The sequence below is a fragment of the Parasedimentitalea nitratireducens genome, assembly GCF_057444295.1.
In genome coordinates this window covers 263,397-284,395 of sequence record NZ_JBYAXC010000001.1, presented here as the reverse complement: position 1 = coordinate 284,395, position 20,999 = coordinate 263,397, and the positions used below count along the sequence as shown (strand labels likewise).

At 57.6% G+C, this 20,999-nt stretch carries 22 protein-coding genes; 11 read left to right on the top strand and 11 right to left on the bottom strand.

Going from position 1 to position 20,999, the window contains the following annotated elements; all coding sequences use genetic code 11:
* Positions 1-129 precede the first annotated feature (129 nt).
* From AC2T28_RS01440 to ubiA, 3 genes are all read right to left on the bottom strand, one after another.
* Positions 130-447 carry a hypothetical protein gene (locus AC2T28_RS01440; RefSeq protein WP_486747164.1) on the bottom strand — a complete coding sequence of 106 codons (318 nt, stop codon included), beginning with the start codon at positions 445-447 and terminating at the stop codon, positions 130-132.
* Positions 444-2,372, bottom strand: coding sequence for an OmpA family protein (locus tag AC2T28_RS01435; protein ID WP_486747163.1), 1,929 nt, complete (start codon positions 2,370-2,372; stop codon positions 444-446). Before AC2T28_RS01435 ends, AC2T28_RS01440 begins: the two co-directional genes overlap by 4 nt.
* Positions 2,373-2,443: 71 nt before the next feature.
* The gene (ubiA, locus tag AC2T28_RS01430; RefSeq protein WP_486747162.1) at positions 2,444-3,421 is read right to left on the bottom strand and encodes a 4-hydroxybenzoate octaprenyltransferase; all 978 of its coding nucleotides are present in this window, start codon (positions 3,419-3,421) and stop codon (positions 2,444-2,446) included.
* Between the two features lie 12 nt (positions 3,422-3,433).
* Between ubiA and AC2T28_RS01425 the strand changes: the two genes are divergently transcribed.
* The 5 genes from AC2T28_RS01425 (at position 3,434) to AC2T28_RS01405 (ending at position 7,701) form a co-directional block, all read left to right on the top strand.
* Positions 3,434-4,162 carry a 16S rRNA (uracil(1498)-N(3))-methyltransferase gene (locus tag AC2T28_RS01425; protein ID WP_486747161.1) on the top strand — a complete coding sequence of 243 codons (729 nt, stop codon included), beginning with the start codon at positions 3,434-3,436 and terminating at the stop codon, positions 4,160-4,162.
* Entirely contained in the window at positions 4,159-4,863 is a 705-nt protein-coding gene (locus tag AC2T28_RS01420) for a hypothetical protein (RefSeq protein WP_486747160.1), read from the top strand. The genes AC2T28_RS01425 and AC2T28_RS01420 overlap by 4 nt, the downstream gene beginning before the upstream one ends.
* Positions 4,864-4,884: 21 nt before the next feature.
* On the top strand, positions 4,885-5,736 hold the full coding sequence (locus AC2T28_RS01415) for a GNAT family N-acetyltransferase (RefSeq protein WP_486747159.1): 852 nt from the start codon (positions 4,885-4,887) through the stop codon (positions 5,734-5,736).
* A 1-nt stretch (position 5,737) separates the two neighbouring features.
* On the top strand, positions 5,738-6,265 hold the full coding sequence (locus AC2T28_RS01410; protein WP_486747158.1) for a hypothetical protein: 528 nt from the start codon (positions 5,738-5,740) through the stop codon (positions 6,263-6,265).
* Between the two features lie 65 nt (positions 6,266-6,330).
* Positions 6,331-7,701 (top strand): glutamate--cysteine ligase, encoded by a 1,371-nt coding sequence (locus tag AC2T28_RS01405; protein ID WP_486747157.1) that lies wholly within the window; start codon positions 6,331-6,333, stop codon positions 7,699-7,701.
* A 135-nt stretch (positions 7,702-7,836) separates the two neighbouring features.
* Here the strand turns inward: AC2T28_RS01405 and AC2T28_RS01400 are convergent, their stop codons facing one another.
* Together AC2T28_RS01400 and AC2T28_RS01395 are read right to left on the bottom strand one after the other, a co-directional pair.
* Positions 7,837-8,310: a YHS domain-containing (seleno)protein gene (locus tag AC2T28_RS01400; RefSeq protein WP_486747156.1), complete on the bottom strand. Its 474-nt coding sequence runs from the start codon at positions 8,308-8,310 to the stop codon at positions 7,837-7,839.
* A 196-nt stretch (positions 8,311-8,506) separates the two neighbouring features.
* Positions 8,507-8,965, bottom strand: a complete 459-nt coding sequence (locus AC2T28_RS01395) for a hypothetical protein (RefSeq protein ID WP_486747155.1) — start codon at positions 8,963-8,965, stop codon at positions 8,507-8,509.
* 192 nt (positions 8,966-9,157) lie between these two features.
* On the opposite strand from AC2T28_RS01395, the gene AC2T28_RS01390 reads away from it, so the two are divergent.
* Entirely contained in the window at positions 9,158-9,412 is a 255-nt protein-coding gene (locus tag AC2T28_RS01390; RefSeq protein WP_486747154.1) for a hypothetical protein, read from the top strand.
* A gap of 29 nt (positions 9,413-9,441) precedes the next feature.
* Here AC2T28_RS01390 and plsY read toward each other — a convergent pair whose 3' ends face one another.
* Genes plsY through AC2T28_RS01360 form a run of 6 tightly spaced genes read right to left on the bottom strand, consistent with a single transcriptional unit; the run spans position 9,442 to position 13,825 of the window.
* Positions 9,442-10,047, bottom strand: a complete 606-nt coding sequence (gene plsY / locus AC2T28_RS01385) for a glycerol-3-phosphate 1-O-acyltransferase PlsY (protein WP_486747153.1) — start codon at positions 10,045-10,047, stop codon at positions 9,442-9,444.
* A complete protein-coding gene (pyrC, locus tag AC2T28_RS01380) occupies positions 10,047-11,357 on the bottom strand; it encodes a dihydroorotase (protein WP_486747152.1) in 1,311 nt (436 codons plus the stop codon). Before pyrC ends, plsY begins: the two co-directional genes overlap by 1 nt.
* Complete coding sequence (locus AC2T28_RS01375; protein WP_486747151.1) at positions 11,354-11,950, bottom strand: hypothetical protein; 597 nt, start codon at positions 11,948-11,950, stop codon at positions 11,354-11,356. The genes pyrC and AC2T28_RS01375 overlap by 4 nt, the downstream gene beginning before the upstream one ends.
* Entirely contained in the window at positions 11,947-12,324 is a 378-nt protein-coding gene (locus AC2T28_RS01370) for a hypothetical protein (protein ID WP_486747150.1), read from the bottom strand. The genes AC2T28_RS01375 and AC2T28_RS01370 overlap by 4 nt, the downstream gene beginning before the upstream one ends.
* A complete protein-coding gene (locus AC2T28_RS01365) occupies positions 12,321-12,860 on the bottom strand; it encodes a hypothetical protein (protein ID WP_486747149.1) in 540 nt (179 codons plus the stop codon). Before AC2T28_RS01365 ends, AC2T28_RS01370 begins: the two co-directional genes overlap by 4 nt.
* 5 nt (positions 12,861-12,865) lie before the next feature.
* Complete coding sequence (locus AC2T28_RS01360; RefSeq protein ID WP_486747148.1) at positions 12,866-13,825, bottom strand: aspartate carbamoyltransferase catalytic subunit; 960 nt, start codon at positions 13,823-13,825, stop codon at positions 12,866-12,868.
* Between the two features lie 176 nt (positions 13,826-14,001).
* Between AC2T28_RS01360 and AC2T28_RS01355 the strand changes: the two genes are divergently transcribed.
* The 5 genes from AC2T28_RS01355 to AC2T28_RS01335 all read left to right on the top strand — a co-directional run bounded on the left by AC2T28_RS01355 (position 14,002) and on the right by AC2T28_RS01335 (position 20,975).
* Positions 14,002-14,763 carry a uracil-DNA glycosylase gene (locus tag AC2T28_RS01355; RefSeq protein ID WP_486747147.1) on the top strand — a complete coding sequence of 254 codons (762 nt, stop codon included), beginning with the start codon at positions 14,002-14,004 and terminating at the stop codon, positions 14,761-14,763.
* Positions 14,760-15,359 (top strand): metallophosphoesterase family protein, encoded by a 600-nt coding sequence (locus tag AC2T28_RS01350; protein WP_486747146.1) that lies wholly within the window; start codon positions 14,760-14,762, stop codon positions 15,357-15,359. Before AC2T28_RS01355 ends, AC2T28_RS01350 begins: the two co-directional genes overlap by 4 nt.
* Positions 15,360-15,422: 63 nt before the next feature.
* Positions 15,423-15,965: a molybdenum cofactor biosynthesis protein B gene (gene moaB / locus AC2T28_RS01345; RefSeq protein WP_486747145.1), complete on the top strand. Its 543-nt coding sequence runs from the start codon at positions 15,423-15,425 to the stop codon at positions 15,963-15,965.
* Positions 15,966-16,070: 105 nt separating this feature from the next.
* The gene (locus tag AC2T28_RS01340) at positions 16,071-17,525 is read left to right on the top strand and encodes an efflux RND transporter periplasmic adaptor subunit (RefSeq protein WP_486747144.1); all 1,455 of its coding nucleotides are present in this window, start codon (positions 16,071-16,073) and stop codon (positions 17,523-17,525) included.
* Between the two features lie 39 nt (positions 17,526-17,564).
* A complete protein-coding gene (locus AC2T28_RS01335) occupies positions 17,565-20,975 on the top strand; it encodes an efflux RND transporter permease subunit (RefSeq protein ID WP_486747143.1) in 3,411 nt (1,136 codons plus the stop codon).
* Positions 20,976-20,999: the final 24 nt, after the last annotated feature.

Here is a 20,999-nt window from a genome sequence, read left to right as displayed (position 1 = left end):
CCGTCCGTCGTTCGATCATTTCATGATCGTCTCCCGTTGGGCCCGGCGCGACCTGTGGACGCGCGTCCAGCGGCATTATAGCACCCTGAGATCGGGTGTAGGGTGCGTGCTTGCACGCACCGTGGCAATTTAATCGCGGTGAATATGTGACCGCAGTTCTTCGGCCTCTTGTCGGGCGGCACGTAACCCGTCCATCGCTGCTCGCAACTCGGCCTCGGTTTGGGACAGCTGGTTGCTCAGTTCAGCCTCGCGCTGCTGCAAATAGGTGATGGCCTGATCGCGCGTTTCCTCGGCTTCATGCAATTCCTGGCTCATCCGGTCGAGATCCGCCACATCACTTTGCCGCACGCGGGTGAAACGGTGGACCAGCCAATTGGCAAACCACCCCATCATAAAGGCCGCAAACAGGATGATGGCGGTAGTGATGATGAACTCGGTCCTGTTCATTGTCCGGGGGTCTCCTGCTCGGAAGCATCATTGGTCGATGTGGGTGGCGTTTCAGTCGCGGTCTCTGGCGCAGCGGCGTCCTCCAGCGTGGTTTCCTGCTCGGCCGTAGGCTCGGGGCGGATCAAGCTAAAGGTAATGCGGCGGTTCTTCTCGCGGCCTTCTTCGGTATCATTATTGGCAATCGGATTGCTTTCGCCATAACCTTTGGCTGCAAAGCTGGAGGTGAGCACCCGACGAGCGCGCAGCTCGTTCAGAACCGATTGCGCCCGCGCCTGGCTCAGGTTCTGGTTCATCTCTTCGCGACCCTGGCTGTCGGTGTGGCCTTGGATTTCCAACCGGATCTCACCGCATTGCTCCAGGATCACGGCAATAGCGTCCATTGTGCCGCGGCTTTCGGCGGCCACAGTGGCCGATCCCGGTTCAAAGGCAATCTTGCCAAGCGCCTGAATTTTGGCAAGTTCCATCTCACACTGTTCAGGTTCCATTGGCTTGTCTTCGGGCTCGGGCGGGGCCTCGTAGCTGATGGCCAGATCATAGTTTTCGGCTTCACCCAACTTGGCAGACAGGAGCTTTGATATCTCAGCCGTGGTGTCCTCTTGGTGGCTCATCCCGCGCAGCGAAACCTGATCCGGGGTTACACTCAACGATCCGCGCTCAAGCTGGGACAGGGCCTCAAGCCCGGTTAGGACCCGCACGGGCCAGTTGTTGGGCAGGTCAGCAACCACGCGGGTTGCCATGTATACGCTGTCAGAGCCAAAGCGCGCCTTGGCATAACTGTCGACCAGGTTGCGGAGGGTATCGTCACTCAGGCGGCCACGCAGCTGCACCTGACCTTCGGGGCTAAGAGTGGCAGTGAATTCCGGTACGCCGCTGCCCTCGTTGCTTTCATCTTCGGGCTCAGGCAACACGGCATGCAAGGCAAAGACCTTGGGGAGCGACGTTTCCAGTTCTCCAACCACCTGGTCAAACAATTCGTGGCTAACGTCAGGGCTGGCCACCAGGGTGATGTCTGCATTGGCAATTGTCACCGACCCGGTGCCGAGTTGAGCCAAACTGGACAAGCTCAGTTCTGCAGCACGGGCCCAGTTGGGTGAGGGTACGCCCATTCCGATGACGCAATCTGCATCTGTGGTCAAACCTGCGCCGCGTGCGGCGGTCAGGATGCGATCTCGACTGGCTTCGCTTTCGGCTGAACACGCGTCAAAAGCGGCGCCATTCTGATCAAGGTGAAACCGCAAGGTAAACGGGGTGATTACCGGGCGCGGGGCTGCGATATCCAGTGCCAGACGCAGGCCCGGAGGTGCGGCGCGGTACAGGGTCTTTTCCAGTGCTTGCTTTTCCTCGGCACTGTCTGAAATCGCGGTAATAGTGACCTGGCCAGCGACCACCGAAATTTTGGTGCGCGGCAGATGGCGCAGCGCCTCTACCGCAAATTTCATAGCGTCGGACCAACCCTCGGGGGCTTTATAACGCGCTGTCTCAAGCAGATCAGCAACGTGATCCTCTCCAACCAGCCTGGCCAGCTGTTCCACCATCGCCCCACGGCCGGCGCCGGTAGGGATCAATCCGATAATCGAAATACCACCATCGTTGCGCAGAATTTCAACCGAGAACCGAGGCGGGGCCAGATCGGCAGTTGGCGTCACGTCCATTTGGTCAATGATGCGGGCGGCGTCCACCACGCCGCCAACAACAGAAATGGCCGTAAAGCGGGTGGCCTCATCAGGTGCCGTTCCGTTCAGGATCACGCGCAATCCGTCGGCTGTCACTTCGGCCCAGTCATGCTGAGTTCTGTCCAAGGTTCTGCGCACGGCGATTTCGGTGCTGCGTTCAAGCCCTGTGACCGCAAAGCCAGCGGCAACAAGGCTAAGTCCCGCTGCTGCCACAAAGGTCAGGCTGACTATTAGTAGTGAAGAAAGGCGCATAGGCGGGGTAATTGGTCCGAATAGTCTGAGTGATGTCTGGCCTTCTTACCGGTTGAAGGGCTGCGGATCAATCATGCGAACAGGGCAGCGGCAAAGAAGATAAGCGGAATCAGGCCGGTGTCGCGGTTTAGCCGGAACAATTTCAGCAGGTTATCGTTGTTTTCAGTGTCTAATGCGCGCAATTGCCAGGTGAGATGCCAGCCCATCGCCCAAGGTGCAACAAGGGCTATAAACAAGGCCAAGATTGACCCATTGGTTTGCACTGCCCCAATAACCGCCAGCGCCATCAAGCAAACAACACCCACCAAAAAGCGGCGCAGCCACATTGCAGTGTCCCGGCCAAACAGTCGTGCCGTGGATTTGACACCGATTAGTGCGTCGTCTTCGGTGTCTTGATGGGCATAGATGGTGTCATAGAAAAGCGTCCAGGCGATGCCCGCCAGATACAGTAGGACTGCAGGCCAGTGTAGCGCGCCGGTATGCGCCACCCAGGCCAGCATAGCTCCCCAGTTGAACGCCAGCCCCAAAAACACCTGCGGCCACCAGGTGAAACGCTTGGCAAATGGATAAATGGTAACAGGGAACAGCGCCAGGATACCCATGGCAATGGCGGCCTGGTTGAAGCTGAACAGGATCATCGCTGACAGCGCCACCTGTATAATCATCCAGACCACAGCGCCTTTGACTGTTACTTGCCCTGATGGGATTGGACGGGATCGGGTGCGCTCCACCTGCCCATCAAAATCACGGTCGGTGATGTCATTCCAGGTGCATCCGGCACCGCGCATCAACCAGGCGCCAGCCGCACAGGCAACGAAAATCCAGGCATCTTCCCAGCGCGGACTCTGGTCCCACAGCATGGCGAGCGCCAATCCCCACCAACAGGGAATCAGCAACAACCAGGTGCCAATCGGGCGATCTGCGCGCGATAGCCGCAGATAGGGCCGCGTCCATTCTGGCGCACGGGTATCCACCCAATTATCTGTAACAGCGTCCGAAACTTGGCCTTCAAGGTTCGGTTCATCTGGATTAGGGGCGTCGCCTTGCATATGTAGGGCCTCATGAGCGCAAAGATCAGACTGTATGTAGAGCACCCGCTGGGGGCAGGGCAATCGCTTCCTCTGGATCGGGATCAGGCCCATTACCTGTTTGGGGTGATGCGGCTAAGTGTGGGCGGCCAGGTGCTGCTGTTTAACGGGACAGATGGCGAGTGGCTGGCTGATGTGACCGAGGCCAAGAAACGAGCCGGGGTGCTGACCTGTGTCACCCAGACCAAGCCGCTGCAAATGCCACCCGACCTGTGGTTGCTGTTTGCGCCGATCAAAAAGGCGCGCACTGATTTCATCGTCGAAAAGGCCGCCGAGATGGGGGCCGCACGGATCGTGCCGGTGCAGACCGAATACACCAATTCCGAACGCATCCGCCAAGACCGCTTGCAATCCCACGCGGTTGAGGCTGCCGAGCAATGCGGCGGCACCTATGTGCCGGAAGTAGGCGAACTACAGAAACTTGGCCGCTTGCTGGACCACTGGCCTGGGGATCGCCAATTGATGTTCTGCGACGAGGCTGAGGTGGGAAATGCACTTGAGTTGGCTGTCGCGGATAAATCAGACGCGCCCTGGGCCATCCTAATCGGTCCCGAGGGTGGGTTTTCCGAAACTGAGCGCAAACGCCTGCACGCCTTGCCCTATTCCCACGTTGTCAGCCTCGGCCCCCGCATTCTGCGTGCTGATACCGCCGCAGTGGCGGCGATGACACTGTGGCAACAGGCGCTTGGAGATTGGGGATGATCGAATCCCGTCGTGAATTGCACCTGTTCTTTGCGGCGGAAAATTCCAGTGCGGTGATACTGTACAGAGCCAAAAGCGACTTGTTCAGGCTGATCGCTTGGGAAACTCAAGGAGATGTATTTGAGCTAGGCCAATGGATCAAAACTCGTGTCCATGAAAGCCTTTGCGCAATTACGCCGGATGGCGAGTACTTGGTCTATGGTGGAATTCAGCATGGTACCGGCAATCACTTCATGGGGCCTAGCCGCCCCCCGTATTTTACAGCGCTTGAGTACTTTCCAAACTTGGACGCTTACATTGCAGGAGGCTATTTTCTAGACACCGATACGGTAACGCTAAAGTGCGTTGCCCAAGACGGAGCGGACATCGAACTAAATTGCGGCCTAACGTTGAACCGGGAGTGGAAGAACTGGTTGCACAGTTGCGATGGTGAGTATTTTGGTGTCACCAGTGATGAACATGAAATTCTCAGGCAGAGTGTAGATTTAAAACGCGGAAAAATCTCAACATGGAAGATTGCTATCATTGTGAGGGAGGCAGGCTTTTTCGCAAAACGTCCTCGGGTAACCAAGTTCTTTTGGACTGCTCAGGTATGGCGTTCAAACCGATACAAGCGCCATACTAGGGATTGCAAAGGCGAGACCCGCGGTGAAACCGCTACATTTCGACCTGTAACTTGCACTAGCGTTGCAAGTATTTAAACAGCCATTTGGAGACCAGCAATGACCTGGCGCCCCGCACAGGATACGGACCTTGACTGGATCCAGTCCTTTCTGATGGACAACCTGCAATCCTCGATGTTCCTTCTCAGCAATTTGCGAGACCATGGGCTGCATGATCGGACTTCGGACAAGGGCATGACCATCTGGCTGTCGTCTGGTCCGGTGCCTGGCGTATTCGGCATTTCCAACCAAGGGTCGATCCTTCTTCAGTCTCCTAATGCTGATGATGAAATGTGGCAGCGGGCCTACGAGTTGATTGCAGACCGCCCCCCATTGTTTAGCTGCTTTGGCGCAACGCAGCAGGTGCGCAGTTTCCTTGAAGCGTCAAGGTTGGACCAGTTACCGGCCATCCTGAACGAGGACGAACCAGCATTTCGCTTAGACCTGACAGATCTGGTGCTGCCGACGCTCGGTGGTGCGGAGTTAATTCCGCTTTCAGCAATCCCCCGCGAAACAGCTGTGACCTGGCGCCGCAACTACCACCTTGAGGCTTTGGGAACCGTAGAGGCCGAGGCTCCGTCCAAAGCCGAAGCAGATATTGCCAGCTATATCAATAGAGCCAGCCACCGTGCCTTGGTGGTTCAGGGGCAGCCGGTTGCGATGACGGGATTCAATGCAACTTTGCCTTTCGTGGTGCAAATCGGCGGGGTCTATACGCCGCCAGACCTGCGCGGTCGGGGCTATGCCCGTCTTGCCGTTGGTTTGCACCTGCAAGAGGCCCGCGCCAAGGGCGTTGAAAAATCTGTTCTGTTTGCGTCTGGTCCTGCTGCAGTTCGTGCCTATATGTCCTTGGGATACCAACGGGCAGGAGAGTTTACACTTGTCCTGTTCGATACCGCCGAAAGGACGTGATATGAGTTTCATCAGACCCGAAGCCCGCGAGGCAATCTGGCGCTGGCGCGAGATTATTGTGGCCACAGTGGTGCTGCTGATGGGTCTGCGCTGGGTGCTGGGGGCCTATGGCTTGTTGTTCTGGGCTGGATGGATCCTGCTCATCATTGGTACGGGTGTTGCGGTGGTCGGGGCACAGCGCCTGCGCTTTCGGCTAGAACGCGATGGTCCCGGTGTTGTGCAGGTAGACGAAGGCCAAATCGCCTATTTCGGCCCGCTCACCGGGGGGGCTGTGGCACTGTCTGAACTGTCCGTGTTGGCTCTGGATCATACCGCGAAACCCGCCCATTGGGTGCTGCAGCAACCCGGTCAAGAGCCGCTGCATATTCCTGTGAATGCAGCCGGAACAGAGTCCCTGTTTGATGTCTTTGCCAGCCTGCCTGGGCTGCGCACCGAACGCATGCTGGCCGAGCTACGTAAACCCGGTCCTCACCATGTCGTGATCTGGGAACGCAACGCCATTCGCCCTCCGCAGCACAGGCTGCATTGACAGTCGTTGGGATTCGCCCCACCACTGACCCTCCAACATGATTATCCAGTAACGGAGCGCTGCTCATGTCCATTCCTCAGTCCGGTGGCGGCCCCATCGAACATCACGACCAACTGGCGGGTTATCTGGCGGACGGCTGCAAGCCCAAGGCCGACTGGCGCATCGGTACCGAGCACGAGAAATTCGGCTATTGCAAAGATACGCTCAAGCCGCTGCCGTTTGAGGGCGAACGCTCCATCGTCGCGGTGCTGCAAGGCCTGCGCGACAGCTATGGCTGGTCGCCTGTCACCGAAGGCGGCAACCTGATTGGACTGGAAAAAGACGGTGCCAACGTCAGCCTTGAACCGGGCGGCGCTCTGGAACTGTCAGGTGCTCCACTGGAGACCATCCACGAGACCTGTGACGAGGTGAACACCCACCTGCGAGAGGTCAAGGAGATCGCCGACAAGATTGGTGTGGGTTTCATCGGTCTGGGCGCAGCACCAATCTGGAACCATGACCAGATGCCGTTGATGCCTAAGGGTCGTTACACCCTGATGAATGACTACATGACCAAAGTGGGGACCATGGGCCGCGACATGATGCGTCGCACCACCACCGTGCAGGTCAACATTGATTTCGGCTCCGAGGCCGACATGGTGCAGAAATTGCGCGTTGCGCTGGCTTTGCAGCCAGTCGCCACCGCGCTGTTTGCCAACTCTCCGTTCTTTGAGGGCAAGCCAAACGGGCACAAATCCTGGCGTAGCCGGATCTGGCGGGATCTAGATGGCGCCCGCACCGGCATGCTGCCCTTTGTGTTCGAAGACGGCTTTGGGTTCGAGGCCTACGTACAATATGCGCTCGATGTGCCAATGTATTTTGTTTACCGCGATGGTGAATACGTCAATGCGCTTGGCATGTCGTTCCGGGATTTCCTCAAAGGTGAATTGCCAGCGCTACCTGGCGAAAAGCCCACCCTGTCAGACTGGGCCGATCACCTGACCACCGCCTTCCCCGAAGCGCGGATCAAGAAATTCATGGAAATGCGCGGCGCAGACGGTGGCCCGTGGCGCCGTCTTTGCGCCCTGCCTGCTTTCTGGGTTGGTCTGACTTACGATCAAACCTCGCTGGATGCAGCCTGGGATCTGGTCAAGGGCTGGGATGCTGAAACCCGCGAGGGCTTGCGGGTTGCGGCCTCGGAACAGGGGCTGCAGGCACAGGTTGGCGACATCAAGATGATGGACCTGGCCCGCGAGGTTGTGGCCATATCAGATGCCGGACTAAAGGCGCGTGCCCGTCCCGGCGCTGGCGGCCTGGTACCAGATGAAACCCATTTCCTGAACGCGCTGAAAGACAGCCTGGAAAGCGGTAAAGTACCAGCTGACGAATTGCTGGAGCGCTATCATGGCGATTGGAACGGTGATCTGACTAAGATTTATGGTGAGTTCAGCTACTAAATCACTCCGGGTTTACATGTAGGGGTAAGGGGGCTGCCATTTTGGCGGCCCTTCGCACATCTGTTCGGTGTGTTAACAAAAAACGCCGGCGACAAGTTCCCCTGCCGCCGACCAGAAACCGTGAATGGTTTTGACTTAGTTTTGCAGCGAGGCCGGCTCCTTATCAGCGATACCTGCCCAGTTGTTATCAGCCTGTTCAATGAAACCAGGAATATCGCCTTCCCAGCGGGTTTGAATGTCTGTTGAGATATTCAGGAATAATTCACCGTCCACAATTTTCCAGACGGTTGGGTCCCCATCAAATTTGAAACCCATCGCTGCTCCAAAGGCGCAGTATCCGCCATATTCGGGCAGATAGGCATCGGGGTTCTGTTCAAATGCAACTTTATTTTCCTCGGACGAGAAACGATAAGTCGCTTCGTTATAAGTGCTGGTAATCTTCCAGTTGCCCTTGGTTGGGGCGCTGTCAGTAAAATAGGCTACTGGGTCATACCCCTGCAGGGCCAGCCCAGTTGAAGATGCGTTTAATTCCACACCTGCAGCCATGACCGAAGTAGCCAAAGCAATTGAAAGCGCAACACCACCCAGGAATGGCTTTACTATGTTCATGAGATTAGTCCTTTTCATAAGTGCCGCATAGTTGATGCGGATCGGTTCATAGTGATTGTGCCACCCTGTATGGTGGTCACTGATCCGAAGTGGTGGGACTAGCCATCACGTTCAAAGCAACTCAAATTGATTGTGCAAATGTAAAAAGCCTTTGTGCGCCAATGCGCTATCACATGTCGGTGTCAAGTCTCTGTGGTTAGGAAGAGAATTTGCGATAAAGCAAGGCAAACACCAATCCCCAGAACGGCGCAAAGAACGACCCAAGCCGCAGGCAGAATTCACCAAATTCAGGATAGCCAAGCAGATAAATGCCTGCTGTTACCAGGCTGTTGACCGTAAACAGCAACAGGGCGCAGGCCCAGGGTTTGGCTGGATTATTCTGCAGATAAAACCACAGCGCCGCACCGCCGAAAATCAGATACTGTAGCCCACCAAACGCTGGGGACATCCCTGCAATCAGTTGTGCAACTGGCAGGACCAATAGCACCTTGTCCAATCCGCCCTTGGCCGCTGGAAACAGCAAAACCAGAGTGGGCTGCAGACCTGCGTACAATAGTGTTAGAGCAATAAGAGCAATGCTGGTGATGATTGGAGCCAGAATTAAGAAGACCAGAAACCTGTTGTCAGGCGCTGCGATTTTGCCAGAGGCCGTCATTTGTTAAATCTCTGTTAAAGCCAGGTTGGGGCGGTGGTAAATGAGCAGCTGAGTATAGGTTTTTGCACAAAAAAGGCTGGCTATTTGCTAGCTTGAGGTCGATTGCTTCTGTGTAATTTCTACAAAGGGAATTTGATTTTTAGATCAAAACGCGCATTCTCCAATTATTCACATCGTTATTTGGAGCAAATCATGCGCGACTTCTTTATCTCCTCACTTGAGAAACTGATCACCGTTGTTGTCATACTTATGTGTATTGCCGTTGTCGTTGGGGCAGGCGGAGCGATGATGGCACCCGAGGGTGGTATTCTGCCTGCAATAGGTGTCCTGATTTTTGGTGGGCTCTACGTTATCCTGATGGGCGGGATGATGTATCTGTTCTTGGGCATCCATGACAATACCAAGCGTACCGCCGAAGCAACCGAACGGCTGGCGCTAGGGCGCTGAAGCTCTGAAATAGGCGCGTTTTTGCGCGCCTATTTCTGCCCGATCTTTGGTTCTGTTCCGGTTCGAATACGGGCAATGTTTGCGCTATGACGCCAGAACACCAGCGCCGCAAGTACAGCCAGTAAGACCGAAGCGCTGCCATATCCGATAACTAGCGCCCACAGCGGAGCGGCTGCGGCGGAGGCTAAACCTCCGATCGAGGAAACCCGACTGACAGCAGCTGCGGCCAGCCAGGTCAGGCAACAGGCAATGCCAACTGGCCAGGCCAATGCCAGTGTCAGCCCCAGAAAAGTGGCCACGGCCTTGCCGCCTTTGAACTGCAGCCAAATCGGGAAACAATGGCCCAGGAACGCGGCCAGACCCGCCAATTGCGCTGCATCTTCGCCAGCCAGAGCACGCGCCAGCAGCACCGCCGCCGCGCCCTTGCCGGCATCCAGGATCAGCGTCATTGCCGCGGCGGCCTTGCTTCCTGTGCGCAGCACGTTGGTGGTGCCGATATTGCCCGACCCAATGTCACGCAGGTTGCCCAGCCCCATGGCGCGGGTCAGCAGCAGGCCAAATGGAATAGACCCCAGCCCATAGCCAATCACGGCCCAAAGCAAGAGCAGGGCGGCAGACGTCTCAAATACTGGCATCAATCTCTCCGATAAGCCGGTTCCCCGGCGACATAAGTTGCCAGCACCCTACCTTGCATCCGCTGGCCGTCAAACGGTGTGTTCTGCGATTTGGATTTCAGCGCAAAGCGATCCATCACAAAGGGCACATCCGGGTCAAACAACAGCAGATCTGCAGGCGCGCCAACACTCAACCGGCCGCTGTCCAGCCCCAACCGCTTGGCCGGGTTCAACGACATGGCGCGAAACAGGGTGGGCAGGTCCAGTTGCTCGGCATGGTATAGGCGCAGGGCGGCAGGCAGCAGGGTTTCCAGTGCCACCGCTCCAGCAGCAGCCTCCTCAAACGGCAGGCGTTTGCTTTCCTCATCCTGAGGCGTGTGCATCGAACTGATGATGTCGATCAGTCCGGTGCGAACGGCTTCGACAACCGCCAGACGGTCCTCTTCAGACCGCAGTGGTGGCTTTACCTTAAAGAAGGTCCGGTAATCCGCCGGGTCCAGCTCGTTCAGCGTCAGATGGTGGATCGAGGTGCCGGCGGTGATGTCCAGCCCATTCCCCTTGGCGCGTTCCAGCGCGGGCAGGGCGCGCGCTGTAGTAATCTGGTCGGCATGGTATTTTGCACCGGTCATTTCCAGCAGGGCTATGTCACGGTCCAGCCCCATGCGTTCCGCCATTGGTGATACTGCGGGCAGCCCGCGCAGGGCAGCGAATTTGCCACTGGTGGCGGCAGCCCCCTTGGACAGGATCGGCTCTTGCGGGTGGGCAATCACCAATGCGCCACAAGACCGGGCATAGGTCAGCGCTCGCGAGAACACCTTGGTATCGGTGACAACCCGGTCGCAATCGGTGAAGGCCACGGCGCCGGCATCCATCAGGAACCCGATCTCGGTCATCTCGCGCCCATCGCGTCCCTTGGTTAGTGCGGCCATAGGCAGCACATTTACCGGTGCATCTGCCTGCGCACGGCGGGTGACGAATTCCAGCACTTCGGGGCTGTCGATGGTGGGCGAGGTATCGGGGCGCGTAACCATGGTGGTGACACCGCCAGCAGCTGCCGCAAGTCCCGCGGATTTGTAGCTTTCCTTGTGCCGTTCGCCCGGCTCGCAAACTTTGACACCAATGTCGACAATGCCGGGGGCCAGACAACGGTTTTTGCAGTCAATGATTTCAACGGCGCCTGGAGGAATCCCCCGTTCGCCAAGCAGAGCATCAAGATCGGTGCCTTCGGGTAAAACGTCAACAATTGTTCCGTCCTGTACCAGCAGATGGCCCGGCGCGTCAGTTCCGGCCTCGGGATCGATCAAACGAGCATTGGTGAAGAGTAGGGTCATGTGTCGTTTTCCCGTTCTGAAATTGGGGCCTGTAGTTTGCGCAACAATCGATATACCTCGTGACCGTCTTTGATACGTTCAAAGCCAATTTGAATGGTGAATTCGCTACTAGCGCCATATTCGTCGCCGACGCCTTGCACTGTTTTCTCGGCGAAAAAAACCGATTGCAGTTGTCCATCGTGTAGTTCTGGAGTTTTACAATCCTGGATCATAAAGGACTGCCGGTACTTGCCGACGAAGGGGATTCTGGTGGCGATAAAAATCTGCTTGGTAGTCACAGTGTACCAAGTATTTTTTTGTTTGCATCTCGGCCAAAACACAGCAGAGGCCCTTATTCCAAGGCTGACCACAAGAACACTAAACAGGAACAACCAAATCGAAGCTATTGTTTCTGGAGGTGTCGCGATTTCTTGGCTAGCTAAACTCGAGCGGAACATTGCCATAAATAGTAGCGTGCCAACGGCAAAGAAGCATCCAAAGGACGAAATGAAAAAGCCAAAAACGGTGGGAGTAAAACTCGGCTTTGGCTGTCCTTGCCACAGGACGTTTTCTCCTGAAGTTAATACGCCTAATCTGAAGTCGCCTACGCTCATGCCTCGGCCCTTTGAATTGCCGCCATCGTTGCTGCCGGATCCGCCTGGTACTTAATCAGATGCTTGTCACCACTCTTGGTGATCACCTGCACATAGCTGCCCATGGTGCGCACCAGTTCGATTTGGTCCAGCGGCACATTGCGTTCGGCTGGGCCGGTCAAATGTGTGTCGCTCAAGGTCCAGCTAACGGCGAGCTCTTCCGAGGCCATATACCAGCCGCGCAACGCGATTGCCGCTAAGCCACCGATGGCGCCAGTCCACACGTGCGGGTTGTCCATCACCCATAGAATGATCATGCCTGCGATCATCGCCAGCGCAGCCATCCAAGCGTGCGACCGAATATAGGCGTCGCGATCGGGCGTGAATGTAGTCATGGCCAACTCGAGATTATGCGCAACAGAACCATCAACACTAGCATCACAACCGCGAACAGGCTGGCGCCAATGCGGCGGGCCTTGGCGCGGCCTTTGCGCGGTGACAGCCGCGGTGCAGTATATGGTTTGGCACTTTCTGTCTGGAGCGGCGTTCCGGTCCACTGGGTTCTGTCTTCGCCATATGCCCCAATGAACGAGATCTGCTCGGCTGGGGTCAGGCGGGTATCCTCTCCCCCAAAGGCGCGCGAGCGGATCAGCAGAACATGACCCGCCAGCGCCATCAGCGTTTCACGGTCAGCCGCCAGTTGGTCGGCAGGCACGCCGCAGCCCTCGTTCAGGTATCCAACAAGCCCGAGGTCTTCGAGATCGGTGAGAGGGAAGATCTCCACCTGATCCAGATTGATATCATCGATGCCCAGCACCTGAGCAAGCGCGCCGGGTTCCCGCAGAAACCGGGCCTGCTCGGGGCGCATGTCCAGATCAAAAACACGGATCAGCCCGCGTTCGCCTGCTGGGATATGGATGACCGGATCCACGCGGATTATCCTGCTACGGCTTGCTGTTCGGCGCGCAGGTTCTGCGCCAACAGGTCCATCGCGGCCATTCGCACGGCCACACCCATTTCTACCTGTTCTTGAATAACTGACCGGTTGATATCGTCAGCGATAGTGCCGTCAATTTCCACGCCGCGGTTCATCGGACCAGGGTGCATGACAATGGCATCGGGCTTGGCCTGGGCCAGTTTGTCAGCATCCAGCCCATAGCGGTGGTAATACTCCCGTTCCGAGGGAATAAATCCGCCGTCCATGCGTTCCTTTTGCAGGCGGAGCATCATCACGACGTCCACGTCCTTCAGGCCTTCGTGCATATCGTCATAGATCTCGGCACCAAATTCGGCGAACTGGCTTGGCACCAATGTTGGCGGTCCGATCAGGCGGATGCGGTTTTCCATCTTGCCCAGCAGGATCAAGTTCGATCGCGCCACCCGGCTGTGGGCGACGTCGCCGCAAATGGCGATGTTCAGCCGGTGCAACCGGCCTTTGGCGCGGCGGATGGTTAGCGCATCCAGCAGCGCCTGTGTCGGGTGTTCATGCTTGCCATCGCCAGCATTCAGCACCGCGCAATTGACCTTTTGCGCCAGCAGATCCACCGCGCCGGAATGCGGGTGGCGCACAACCAGCAGGTCGGGGTGCATGGCGTTCAGCGTCATAGCGGTATCGATCAGGGTCTCGCCCTTTTTGATCGACGAGGCCTGCATCGCCATGTTCATCACATCGGCACCCAACCGCTTGCCAGCGATTTCGAAACTGGCCTGGGTGCGGGTTGAGTTCTCAAAGAACATGTTGACCTGGGTCAACCCTGCCAGCGCATCCGACCGTTTCTCGGCGGCGCGGTTTTGGTCCACGTATTTGTCGGCCAGATCCAGGATCGCGGTGATCTCATGCGGGCGCAAAGGTTCAATGCCAAGCAGGTGTTTGTGGCCAAAAGAGGTGGGGGTCATATGCAGGCTCCGCGCTGGGTCGGGGCTGTTATAGGGGGGCAAGCAGGGGCGGGCAAGATGTTGTGCGTTGGGAAAACAGAGGTGTTCCGAAGGGCGTAAGTGTTGGAATTTGAGTATTTTTGACAACGAGAAGCTGGGGTGTTCCGTATCCCGGGCAAGCGGGGTAGTTTGTCGCTATGGAATCGGCAATGGATTATTACAGCGCACGGGCGCTCTTGCAGTGGCAGGTTGAGCTGGGTGTGACCGAGAGCATCGGTGATGAGCCGGTCGATCGTTACGCGCTACAGCCTACGCCGCCAAAAGCGAAGGCGGATCAGGCGCCTGCGGTGATCAAGCCCAAGGAAGTGGATCCGGTTGAGCAGGCGCAAAAGGCCGCGCGGGCGGCAACTGGCTTGCCCAGTCTGCGGGCCGCTTTAGAGGCCTTTGATCATTGTGATATGAAAAAGGGCGCGCGTAATCTGGTGTTCAGCGATGGGCAGGCCGGAGCGCGGGTGATGATCATTGGCGAAGCTCCGGGCCGGGATGAGGATCGCGAGGGCAAACCCTTTGTTGGCCAGGCCGGGCAGTTGCTGGACAAGATGCTGGCGGCAATTGACCTGTCCCGTGACAAGAACGTCTATATCACCAATGTGCTGCCCTGGCGGCCGCCACAAAACCGCGATCCCTTGCCTGCCGAGATCGCAATGATGCAGCCGTTTCTGCAGCGGCATGTGGAATTGGCCGAGCCTGAGATCTTGGTACTGATGGGGAACATCAGCTGTCAGGCCGTGCTGGGCAATCGTGGTATAACACGCCTGCGCGGTGATTGGCAGCAGGCCTGGGGCAAACCGGTGATGCCGATGTTCCACCCCGCCTATCTGTTGCGTCAAACCACCCAGAAACGTGCTGCCTGGGCGGACTTGCTCGAGGTAAAGGCACGCCTAGGGGCATTGTCGTGAAAATCCTGGCCTTTTCGGATTTGCATCTGGCGCGCGCGCGGGCTGCTGATCTAGTGGCGGCAAGTGTCGATGCCGATCTGGTGATTGGCGCAGGGGATTTCTGCAACGGGCGACAGGGGCTGGATCTGGCGATGGAGCTGTTGTCGGGGATCTCAGTGCCAATGGTTGTGGTGCCGGGCAATGCAGAAAGCGCCGATGAGCTGAGGGCCGAGGCTCTGCCGAACATGACTGTGCTACATGGCGAGGGATGTGAGGTTGAAGGGTTTCACCTGTATGGGCTGGGCTACGGTGTGCCGGTCACGCCCTTTGGGGCTTGGTCCTGTGATCTGACCGAAGAGTTCGCGGCACAGATGCTGGCCGGGTGCACCAAGGCTGACATTCTGATTACCCATTCACCTCCCAAGGGGCTGGTAGATCTGACTTCGGATGGTCTTTCGGTAGGCTCCACCGCCATCCACGACGCAATTACGCGGCTGCAGCCACAACTTGCGCTCTGTGGCCATATCCATGACAGCTGGAGGCAACGCGGGGTGATTGGCCAGACGCAGGTTGCAAACCTGGGGCCAACCGTGAATTGGTTTGAGCTAAATCATTGAAGAGCCGGGTGTCGGGACGACACCATAGGGGCAGGTTCCAAATCCCAAAGGACAAACAACACAATGTCACGCATCGACGAAAGCAAAGACTTCATCCCGGTCCGCATTGCCGTGCTGACCCTGTCCGACAGCCGCACCTTGGCCGAAGACAAATCGGGGCAGGTTCTGGTCGACCGCTTGCAGGCTGCGGGCCATGTGCTGGCCGATCGCAAGATTATGCCGGATGATCGCATGGATATTGCCGACCAACTGCGTGCCTGGGTGGCTGACCCCGAAGTTGATGTGGTGATTTCCACCGGTGGCACCGGGCTAACGGGGCGCGATGTCACGGTGGAAGCACACCGCGATGTCTATGAAAAAGAGATCGAAGCCTTTGGCACCGTGTTCACTATGATCTCGATGAAGAAGATCGGCACCAGTGCGGTGCAATCGCGTGCTACAGGCGGCGTGTCAGGTGGGACCTATCTATTTGCGCTGCCCGGCAGCCCTGGGGCCTGTAAGGATGGTTGGGACGAAATCCTGTCACTTCAGCTCGATTATCGTCATCGCCCCTGTAATTTTGTGGAAATTATGCCCAGATTGGACGAACACCAGCGACGGAAATGACCCGTCTCTGCGTGTAACCTCGCAAACTCTGCCAAAACTTGATAGGTTTCAGCAGGGTATAAAGGGATGCAGCAGGCAGCAATTGCCACCTGAAAGGGACCATAGATGCGCTTTTTGCGGCAGAGTTTGACTGGGATTTTTCTGGTCGCGATGACAGCGGCCTTGCTGCTTTATGCCGGCCAGCTGATAATTGGTGCGGTGCAGCAGCGGATGAGCACCGAACGCAAGGCTCCGCCAGCTCGTGAACGGGTCTTTGTGGTCAATCTTGTCACCGCCGAACTGCAGAATATTTCTCCAGAGTTGATCGCCTTTGGCAAGGTCGAAAGCCGCCGTCGATTGGAACTTCGCACACCGGTGGCAGGACGGGTGATATCGCTGGCTGAAGAGTTTGAAGAAGGCGGCGCCGTGACCGCAGGACAGCTGTTATTGCAGATTGATCCCGCAGATGCGCAATCGGCGCTGGATCGGGCCAAGGCAGATTTACAGGATGCCCGCGCCGAAGAGCGCGAAGCAGGGCGGGCGCTGATCCTGGCGCAGGATGAGCTGGCCGCAACACAGGATCAGGCCGAGCTGCGCCAGCGGGCGTTTCAGCGGCAGACAGATTTGAAATCGCGCGGGGTTGGCACCGCAGCAATGGTTGAACAGGCCGAACTGGCCGCCGTGCAGGCACGCCAAACGGTGATTTCACGGCGACAGGCGGTGTCCTTGGCCGAGGCCAAGGTGGATCAGGCCGTATCCGGCCTGGCAAGGGCCCAGATCAATGTCGCAACCGCGCAACGGGATCTTGCGGATACTACCGTTGAGGCCGAGTTCGACGGCACATTGGAAACGGTCAGCCTGGTTGAAGGGCGGCTGGTCTCGGCAAACGAAAAGCTGGCCGACCTGGTGGATCCCACTCTGCTCGAAGTGGCCTTTCGGATTTCCACTGTGCAATACGCCCGGCTGCTGGATGACACGGGGCAGTTGATCTCAGCGCCAGTGCGGGTGTCGTTGGATGCAACCGGTGCCGATCTGAGTGCCGAGGGTGAGATCAGTCGCGACAGCGGCGGTGCCGGCAACGGGCAGTCAGGGCGATTGATTTATGCCCGGTTGGACGCTGCTGTGGGGTTTAAACCGGGAGATTTTGTCACCGTATCTGTGCGCGAGCCTGTGTTGGAAAACGTGGTTCGGCTTCCGGCTTCAGTGTTGGACGCTGGTGGCGCGGTTCTGGTCCTGGCGGACGAGGATCGACTAGAGCAGCTGCCGGTTCAACTGCTGCGGCGTCAGGGCGATGATGTTCTGATCCGTGGACCTGGCTTGGCCGGGCGTGACGTTGTGGTCGGCCGCACGCCGTTGCTGGGCGCTGGTATCAAGGTGCGCGCGCTGCGCGACGAAGCCACAGCGCAGCCGCAGGCCGAGCTGATCGAGTTGAGTGATGAACGTCGCGCACGCTTGACTGCATTTGTCAAAGGCAACAATCGCATGCCCGACGCGACCAAAAAACGGGTGCTGGGACAATTGGCCGAGGTCAAGGTCCCCGCCAAGCTGGTCAACCGTATTGAAGCGCGAATGGGGGGCTAATGTGATGGCCACCCCTGACATTGCAAAAGTTACCCTGTCATGATCCGCGATCTTCCTCGGTCGGCGGGTGGGCTGCTCAGCTATTTCACCCGCCACAGAACAGCGGCCAATCTGTTGCTGGTCATCTTGCTGGTGCTGGGCGCGGCGGCCATGCCCAACATGCGGGCACAGTTCTTTCCAGATGTGATCATTGATCGGGTGACCGTTTCGGTCACCTGGGAGGGGGCGGGCCCTGAAGATGTGGATGGGGCAATTGTGCAAGCGTTAGAGCCTGCATTGCTGGCCGTGGACGGGGTGGAGTCTTCGTCGGCAACCTCGCGTGAGGGGCAGGCCTCGATCCGGCTCGAATTCGAATCTAACTGGGACATGGCACGTGCCGCAAACGATGTGCAGTCGGCAGTAGATTCCGTGACATCGCTGCCAGATGCCGCCGAAGACCCTAAAGTTACACGTGGGGTCTGGCGGGATCGGGTGACCGATGTTGTGATCTCTGGCCCGTTGGACCCGTCGCAACTGGGGTTGTTTGCCGATGAGCTGACCACCCGACTGTTCGAGATGGGGGTAACACGTACAACTATTCGTGGGGTTGCCGCGCCGCAGACCTTGGTCGAAGTGCCCTCGTACAACCTGATCGCCCATGATGTGACCCTGACCCAGATTGCCGATGCAATTGCCGCCGAAGTGGATGCTGATCCGGCCGGTGACATTTCTGGTGCAAACGCACGCGTGCGCACCGGCCGAGAAAAGCGCAAACCGGAAGAGATCGAAGCGATTGTCTTGCGCTCCAACGACGATGGCTCGGCGCTGACCATTGGCGACGTTGCCCGGATTTCCGTCGAGGGCGTGGATCGCAACCGGTCCTATTTTGTGGGTGAAAATCCTGCGATGTCGCTGCGCATTGATCGCTCAAACAAGGGCGATGCCATCGGCATTCAGCGCAGTGTCGAGGAGGTGGTTGCCCAGATGCAGCTCAGCCTGCCCAAGGGGGTGAGTGTTGAATTGATCCGCACCCGTGCCCAAGCCATTTCCGGGCGTTTGAACCTGCTGGTCGACAACGGCTTGATGGGGCTGATGTTGGTGGTGACACTGCTGTTCCTGTTTCTCAATGCCCGCATCGCCTTTTGGGTGGCCGCTGGCATTCCGGCAGCCATGTTTGCCGCCATCGCCATCATGTATGCCGCTGGCCTGACGCTCAATATGATCAGCCTGTTTGGCCTGATTATCACGCTGGGCATCGTGGTCGATGACGCCATTGTGGTGGGGGAGCATGCCGATTTCCGCGCCCGTCGTTTGGGCGAACACCCGGTTGCGGCATCAGAAAATGCAGCGCGCCGCATGGCTATGCCTGTGTTGGCGGCGACCCTTACTACGATCATTGCCTTTTTTGGCCTGATCGTTGTTGGGGGCAGGTTTGGTGATCTGATCCGCGATATACCTTTTACGGTGATTGCGGTGCTGGCAGCTTCACTGGTCGAGTGTTTCTTGATCCTGCCCAATCACCTGTCCCACGCCATCGCCCATGCCGCCAAAGAACATTGGTACGACTGGCCTAACCGTGTGGTGAACCGGGGCTTTCGTTGGGTGCGGGATCATGTGTTCCGCCGTGTGATGGGTAGGGTGATCTGGGGGCGCTACGTGGTATTGGCGGGGGTCTTGGTTATTTTGGCCAGCCAAATGGCATTGTTCATTGGAGGTGATGTAAAGTGGCGCTTCTTCAATGCGCCCGAACGCGGCTCGGTCACCGGTAACTTTGCCATGGCCGAAGGCGCATCCCGAGATGATACGCTGGCAATGATGCGCGAGATGCAGCGCGCAACCGAGGCGGTGGCAACCCGCTTAGAGCAGACTTACGGCTGGGATCCGGTGGAGTTTGTGCTGACCGAGGTTGGTGGAAATGCCGGGCGGGGCCTAGCCGGTGTCGACTCAAAAGATGGCGATCTGCTGGGCGGGATCAGCATCGAGCTGATTGATGCGGATCTGCGAATTGATGCTGACGGCGAGCCTTATTCGAGCTTCGATTTTGTGGCCGAGCTACAAGACGAAGTGCTCCGCCATCCGATGGCCGAAACCGTGTCATTCCGGGGCTGGCGGTCAGGGCCGGGTGGGGATGCGCTGGATGTGCAGTTCTTTGGCTCCGAAGTGCAGACGCTCAAAGCAGCTAGCGAAGACTTGAAGGATGCGATGTTGCGTTACCCTGAGGTCTCGGCGGTTGAGGACAATCTAGCCTATGACAAAGAAGAGATCATTCTGGACCTGACCCCACAGGGGCAGGCACTCAATTTCACCATCGATGGTCTGGGCCGCGCCCTACGATCACGATTGAATGGTATCGAGGCGGCAACCTATCCCGACGGTCCCCGCTCGGCCACCATCCGGGTTGAATTGCCCAAGGGGGAGCTCACAGCCGATTTCCTGGAGCGCTCGCTGATGCGATCCCCAAATGGCACCTATGTTCCGCTGGCGGATATCGTCTCGGTGACCCAGCGCAGTGGGTTCTCGACGGTACGGCGCGAAAACGGGATTCGGCTCATTTCTGTTACTGGCGATATTTCCGAAGACGATCCCGCCCGCGCTGAACAGATTGTACAGGCGCTCAGCACTGAAATCCTGCCCAAGATCGCAAGTGAGCGTCAGGTTGAATGGCGGCTCAGCGGGTTGAGCAAGCAAGAGAATGAATTCCTGAATGACGCCCGCACCGGTCTGATCCTGTGTCTGACCGGAATCTATCTGGTGCTGGCCTGGGTCTTTGCCAGCTGGACCCGCCCATTGGTGGTGATGGCGGTGATCCCTTTTGGGCTGGTTGGAACCATTTGGGGGCACTATGTCTGGGAGGTCCCGCTGAGCATGTTCACGGTGGTTGGCCTGCTGGGCATGACCGGGATCATCATCAACGATTCAATCGTGCTGATCACAACCATTGACGATTATGCTCAGGATCGCGGCCTGATCCCTTCGATCATCGAAGGCGCAGCCGACCGGCTAAGACCGGTGATGCTCACCACCATGACAACTGTTCTCGGGCTGGCGCCGCTGCTGTTTGAAAGTTCGCAACAGGCTCAGTTCCTAAAGCCAACAGTGATTACTCTGGTCTATGGGCTTGGCTTTGGCATGGTTTTGGTCCTGCTGGTGGTGCCCGCCTTGGTGGCGATGCAGAACGATATCGCCCGACCCATGGCGGCCTTGCGACATGCGCTCAGTTCCTCTGCAACCCGCTGGTTCATGCTGGCTGTTGGCGGGCTGCAAGTTGCTTGGTTGGCACTGACTCTTGGGCAGACTATGGCGATCGGAACTCTGCACCCGCGGATGATTGAAATATGGCCCGTGTTGACGGGAGTCGCCCCCATGCGCGCGGCTCTGCTGCTGTTTCTTGCCGGGGCCTTGGCCATTGCGATCATCAGTTATGTGATGGCAGCTTTGGTCATGGCGCTGCGACCTAAGCGTACTGTTTGACGCTGGTGAAAACACTGTTGGCCA

What these genes read in the sequence shown, in the direction of transcription:
- AC2T28_RS01440 (WP_486747164.1), bottom strand. Translation starts at nt 447, where the DNA reads ATGAACAGGACCGAGTTCATCATCACTACCGCCATCATCCTGTTTGCG.
- AC2T28_RS01435 (WP_486747163.1), bottom strand. Translation starts at nt 2,372, where the DNA reads ATGCGCCTTTCTTCACTACTAATAGTCAGCCTGACCTTTGTGGCAGCA.
- ubiA (WP_486747162.1), bottom strand. Translation starts at nt 3,421, where the DNA reads ATGCAAGGCGACGCCCCTAATCCAGATGAACCGAACCTTGAAGGCCAA.
- AC2T28_RS01425 (WP_486747161.1), top strand. Translation starts at nt 3,434, where the DNA reads ATGAGCGCAAAGATCAGACTGTATGTAGAGCACCCGCTGGGGGCAGGG.
- AC2T28_RS01420 (WP_486747160.1), top strand. Translation starts at nt 4,159, where the DNA reads ATGATCGAATCCCGTCGTGAATTGCACCTGTTCTTTGCGGCGGAAAAT.
- AC2T28_RS01415 (WP_486747159.1), top strand. Translation starts at nt 4,885, where the DNA reads ATGACCTGGCGCCCCGCACAGGATACGGACCTTGACTGGATCCAGTCC.
- AC2T28_RS01410 (WP_486747158.1), top strand. Translation starts at nt 5,738, where the DNA reads ATGAGTTTCATCAGACCCGAAGCCCGCGAGGCAATCTGGCGCTGGCGC.
- AC2T28_RS01405 (WP_486747157.1), top strand. Translation starts at nt 6,331, where the DNA reads ATGTCCATTCCTCAGTCCGGTGGCGGCCCCATCGAACATCACGACCAA.
- AC2T28_RS01400 (WP_486747156.1), bottom strand. Translation starts at nt 8,310, where the DNA reads ATGAACATAGTAAAGCCATTCCTGGGTGGTGTTGCGCTTTCAATTGCT.
- AC2T28_RS01395 (WP_486747155.1), bottom strand. Translation starts at nt 8,965, where the DNA reads ATGACGGCCTCTGGCAAAATCGCAGCGCCTGACAACAGGTTTCTGGTC.
- AC2T28_RS01390 (WP_486747154.1), top strand. Translation starts at nt 9,158, where the DNA reads ATGCGCGACTTCTTTATCTCCTCACTTGAGAAACTGATCACCGTTGTT.
- plsY (WP_486747153.1), bottom strand. Translation starts at nt 10,047, where the DNA reads ATGCCAGTATTTGAGACGTCTGCCGCCCTGCTCTTGCTTTGGGCCGTG.
- pyrC (WP_486747152.1), bottom strand. Translation starts at nt 11,357, where the DNA reads ATGACCCTACTCTTCACCAATGCTCGTTTGATCGATCCCGAGGCCGGA.
- AC2T28_RS01375 (WP_486747151.1), bottom strand. Translation starts at nt 11,950, where the DNA reads ATGAGCGTAGGCGACTTCAGATTAGGCGTATTAACTTCAGGAGAAAAC.
- AC2T28_RS01370 (WP_486747150.1), bottom strand. Translation starts at nt 12,324, where the DNA reads ATGACTACATTCACGCCCGATCGCGACGCCTATATTCGGTCGCACGCT.
- AC2T28_RS01360 (WP_486747148.1), bottom strand. Translation starts at nt 13,825, where the DNA reads ATGACCCCCACCTCTTTTGGCCACAAACACCTGCTTGGCATTGAACCT.
- AC2T28_RS01355 (WP_486747147.1), top strand. Translation starts at nt 14,002, where the DNA reads ATGGAATCGGCAATGGATTATTACAGCGCACGGGCGCTCTTGCAGTGG.
- moaB (WP_486747145.1), top strand. Translation starts at nt 15,423, where the DNA reads ATGTCACGCATCGACGAAAGCAAAGACTTCATCCCGGTCCGCATTGCC.
- AC2T28_RS01340 (WP_486747144.1), top strand. Translation starts at nt 16,071, where the DNA reads ATGCGCTTTTTGCGGCAGAGTTTGACTGGGATTTTTCTGGTCGCGATG.
- AC2T28_RS01335 (WP_486747143.1), top strand. Translation starts at nt 17,565, where the DNA reads ATGATCCGCGATCTTCCTCGGTCGGCGGGTGGGCTGCTCAGCTATTTC.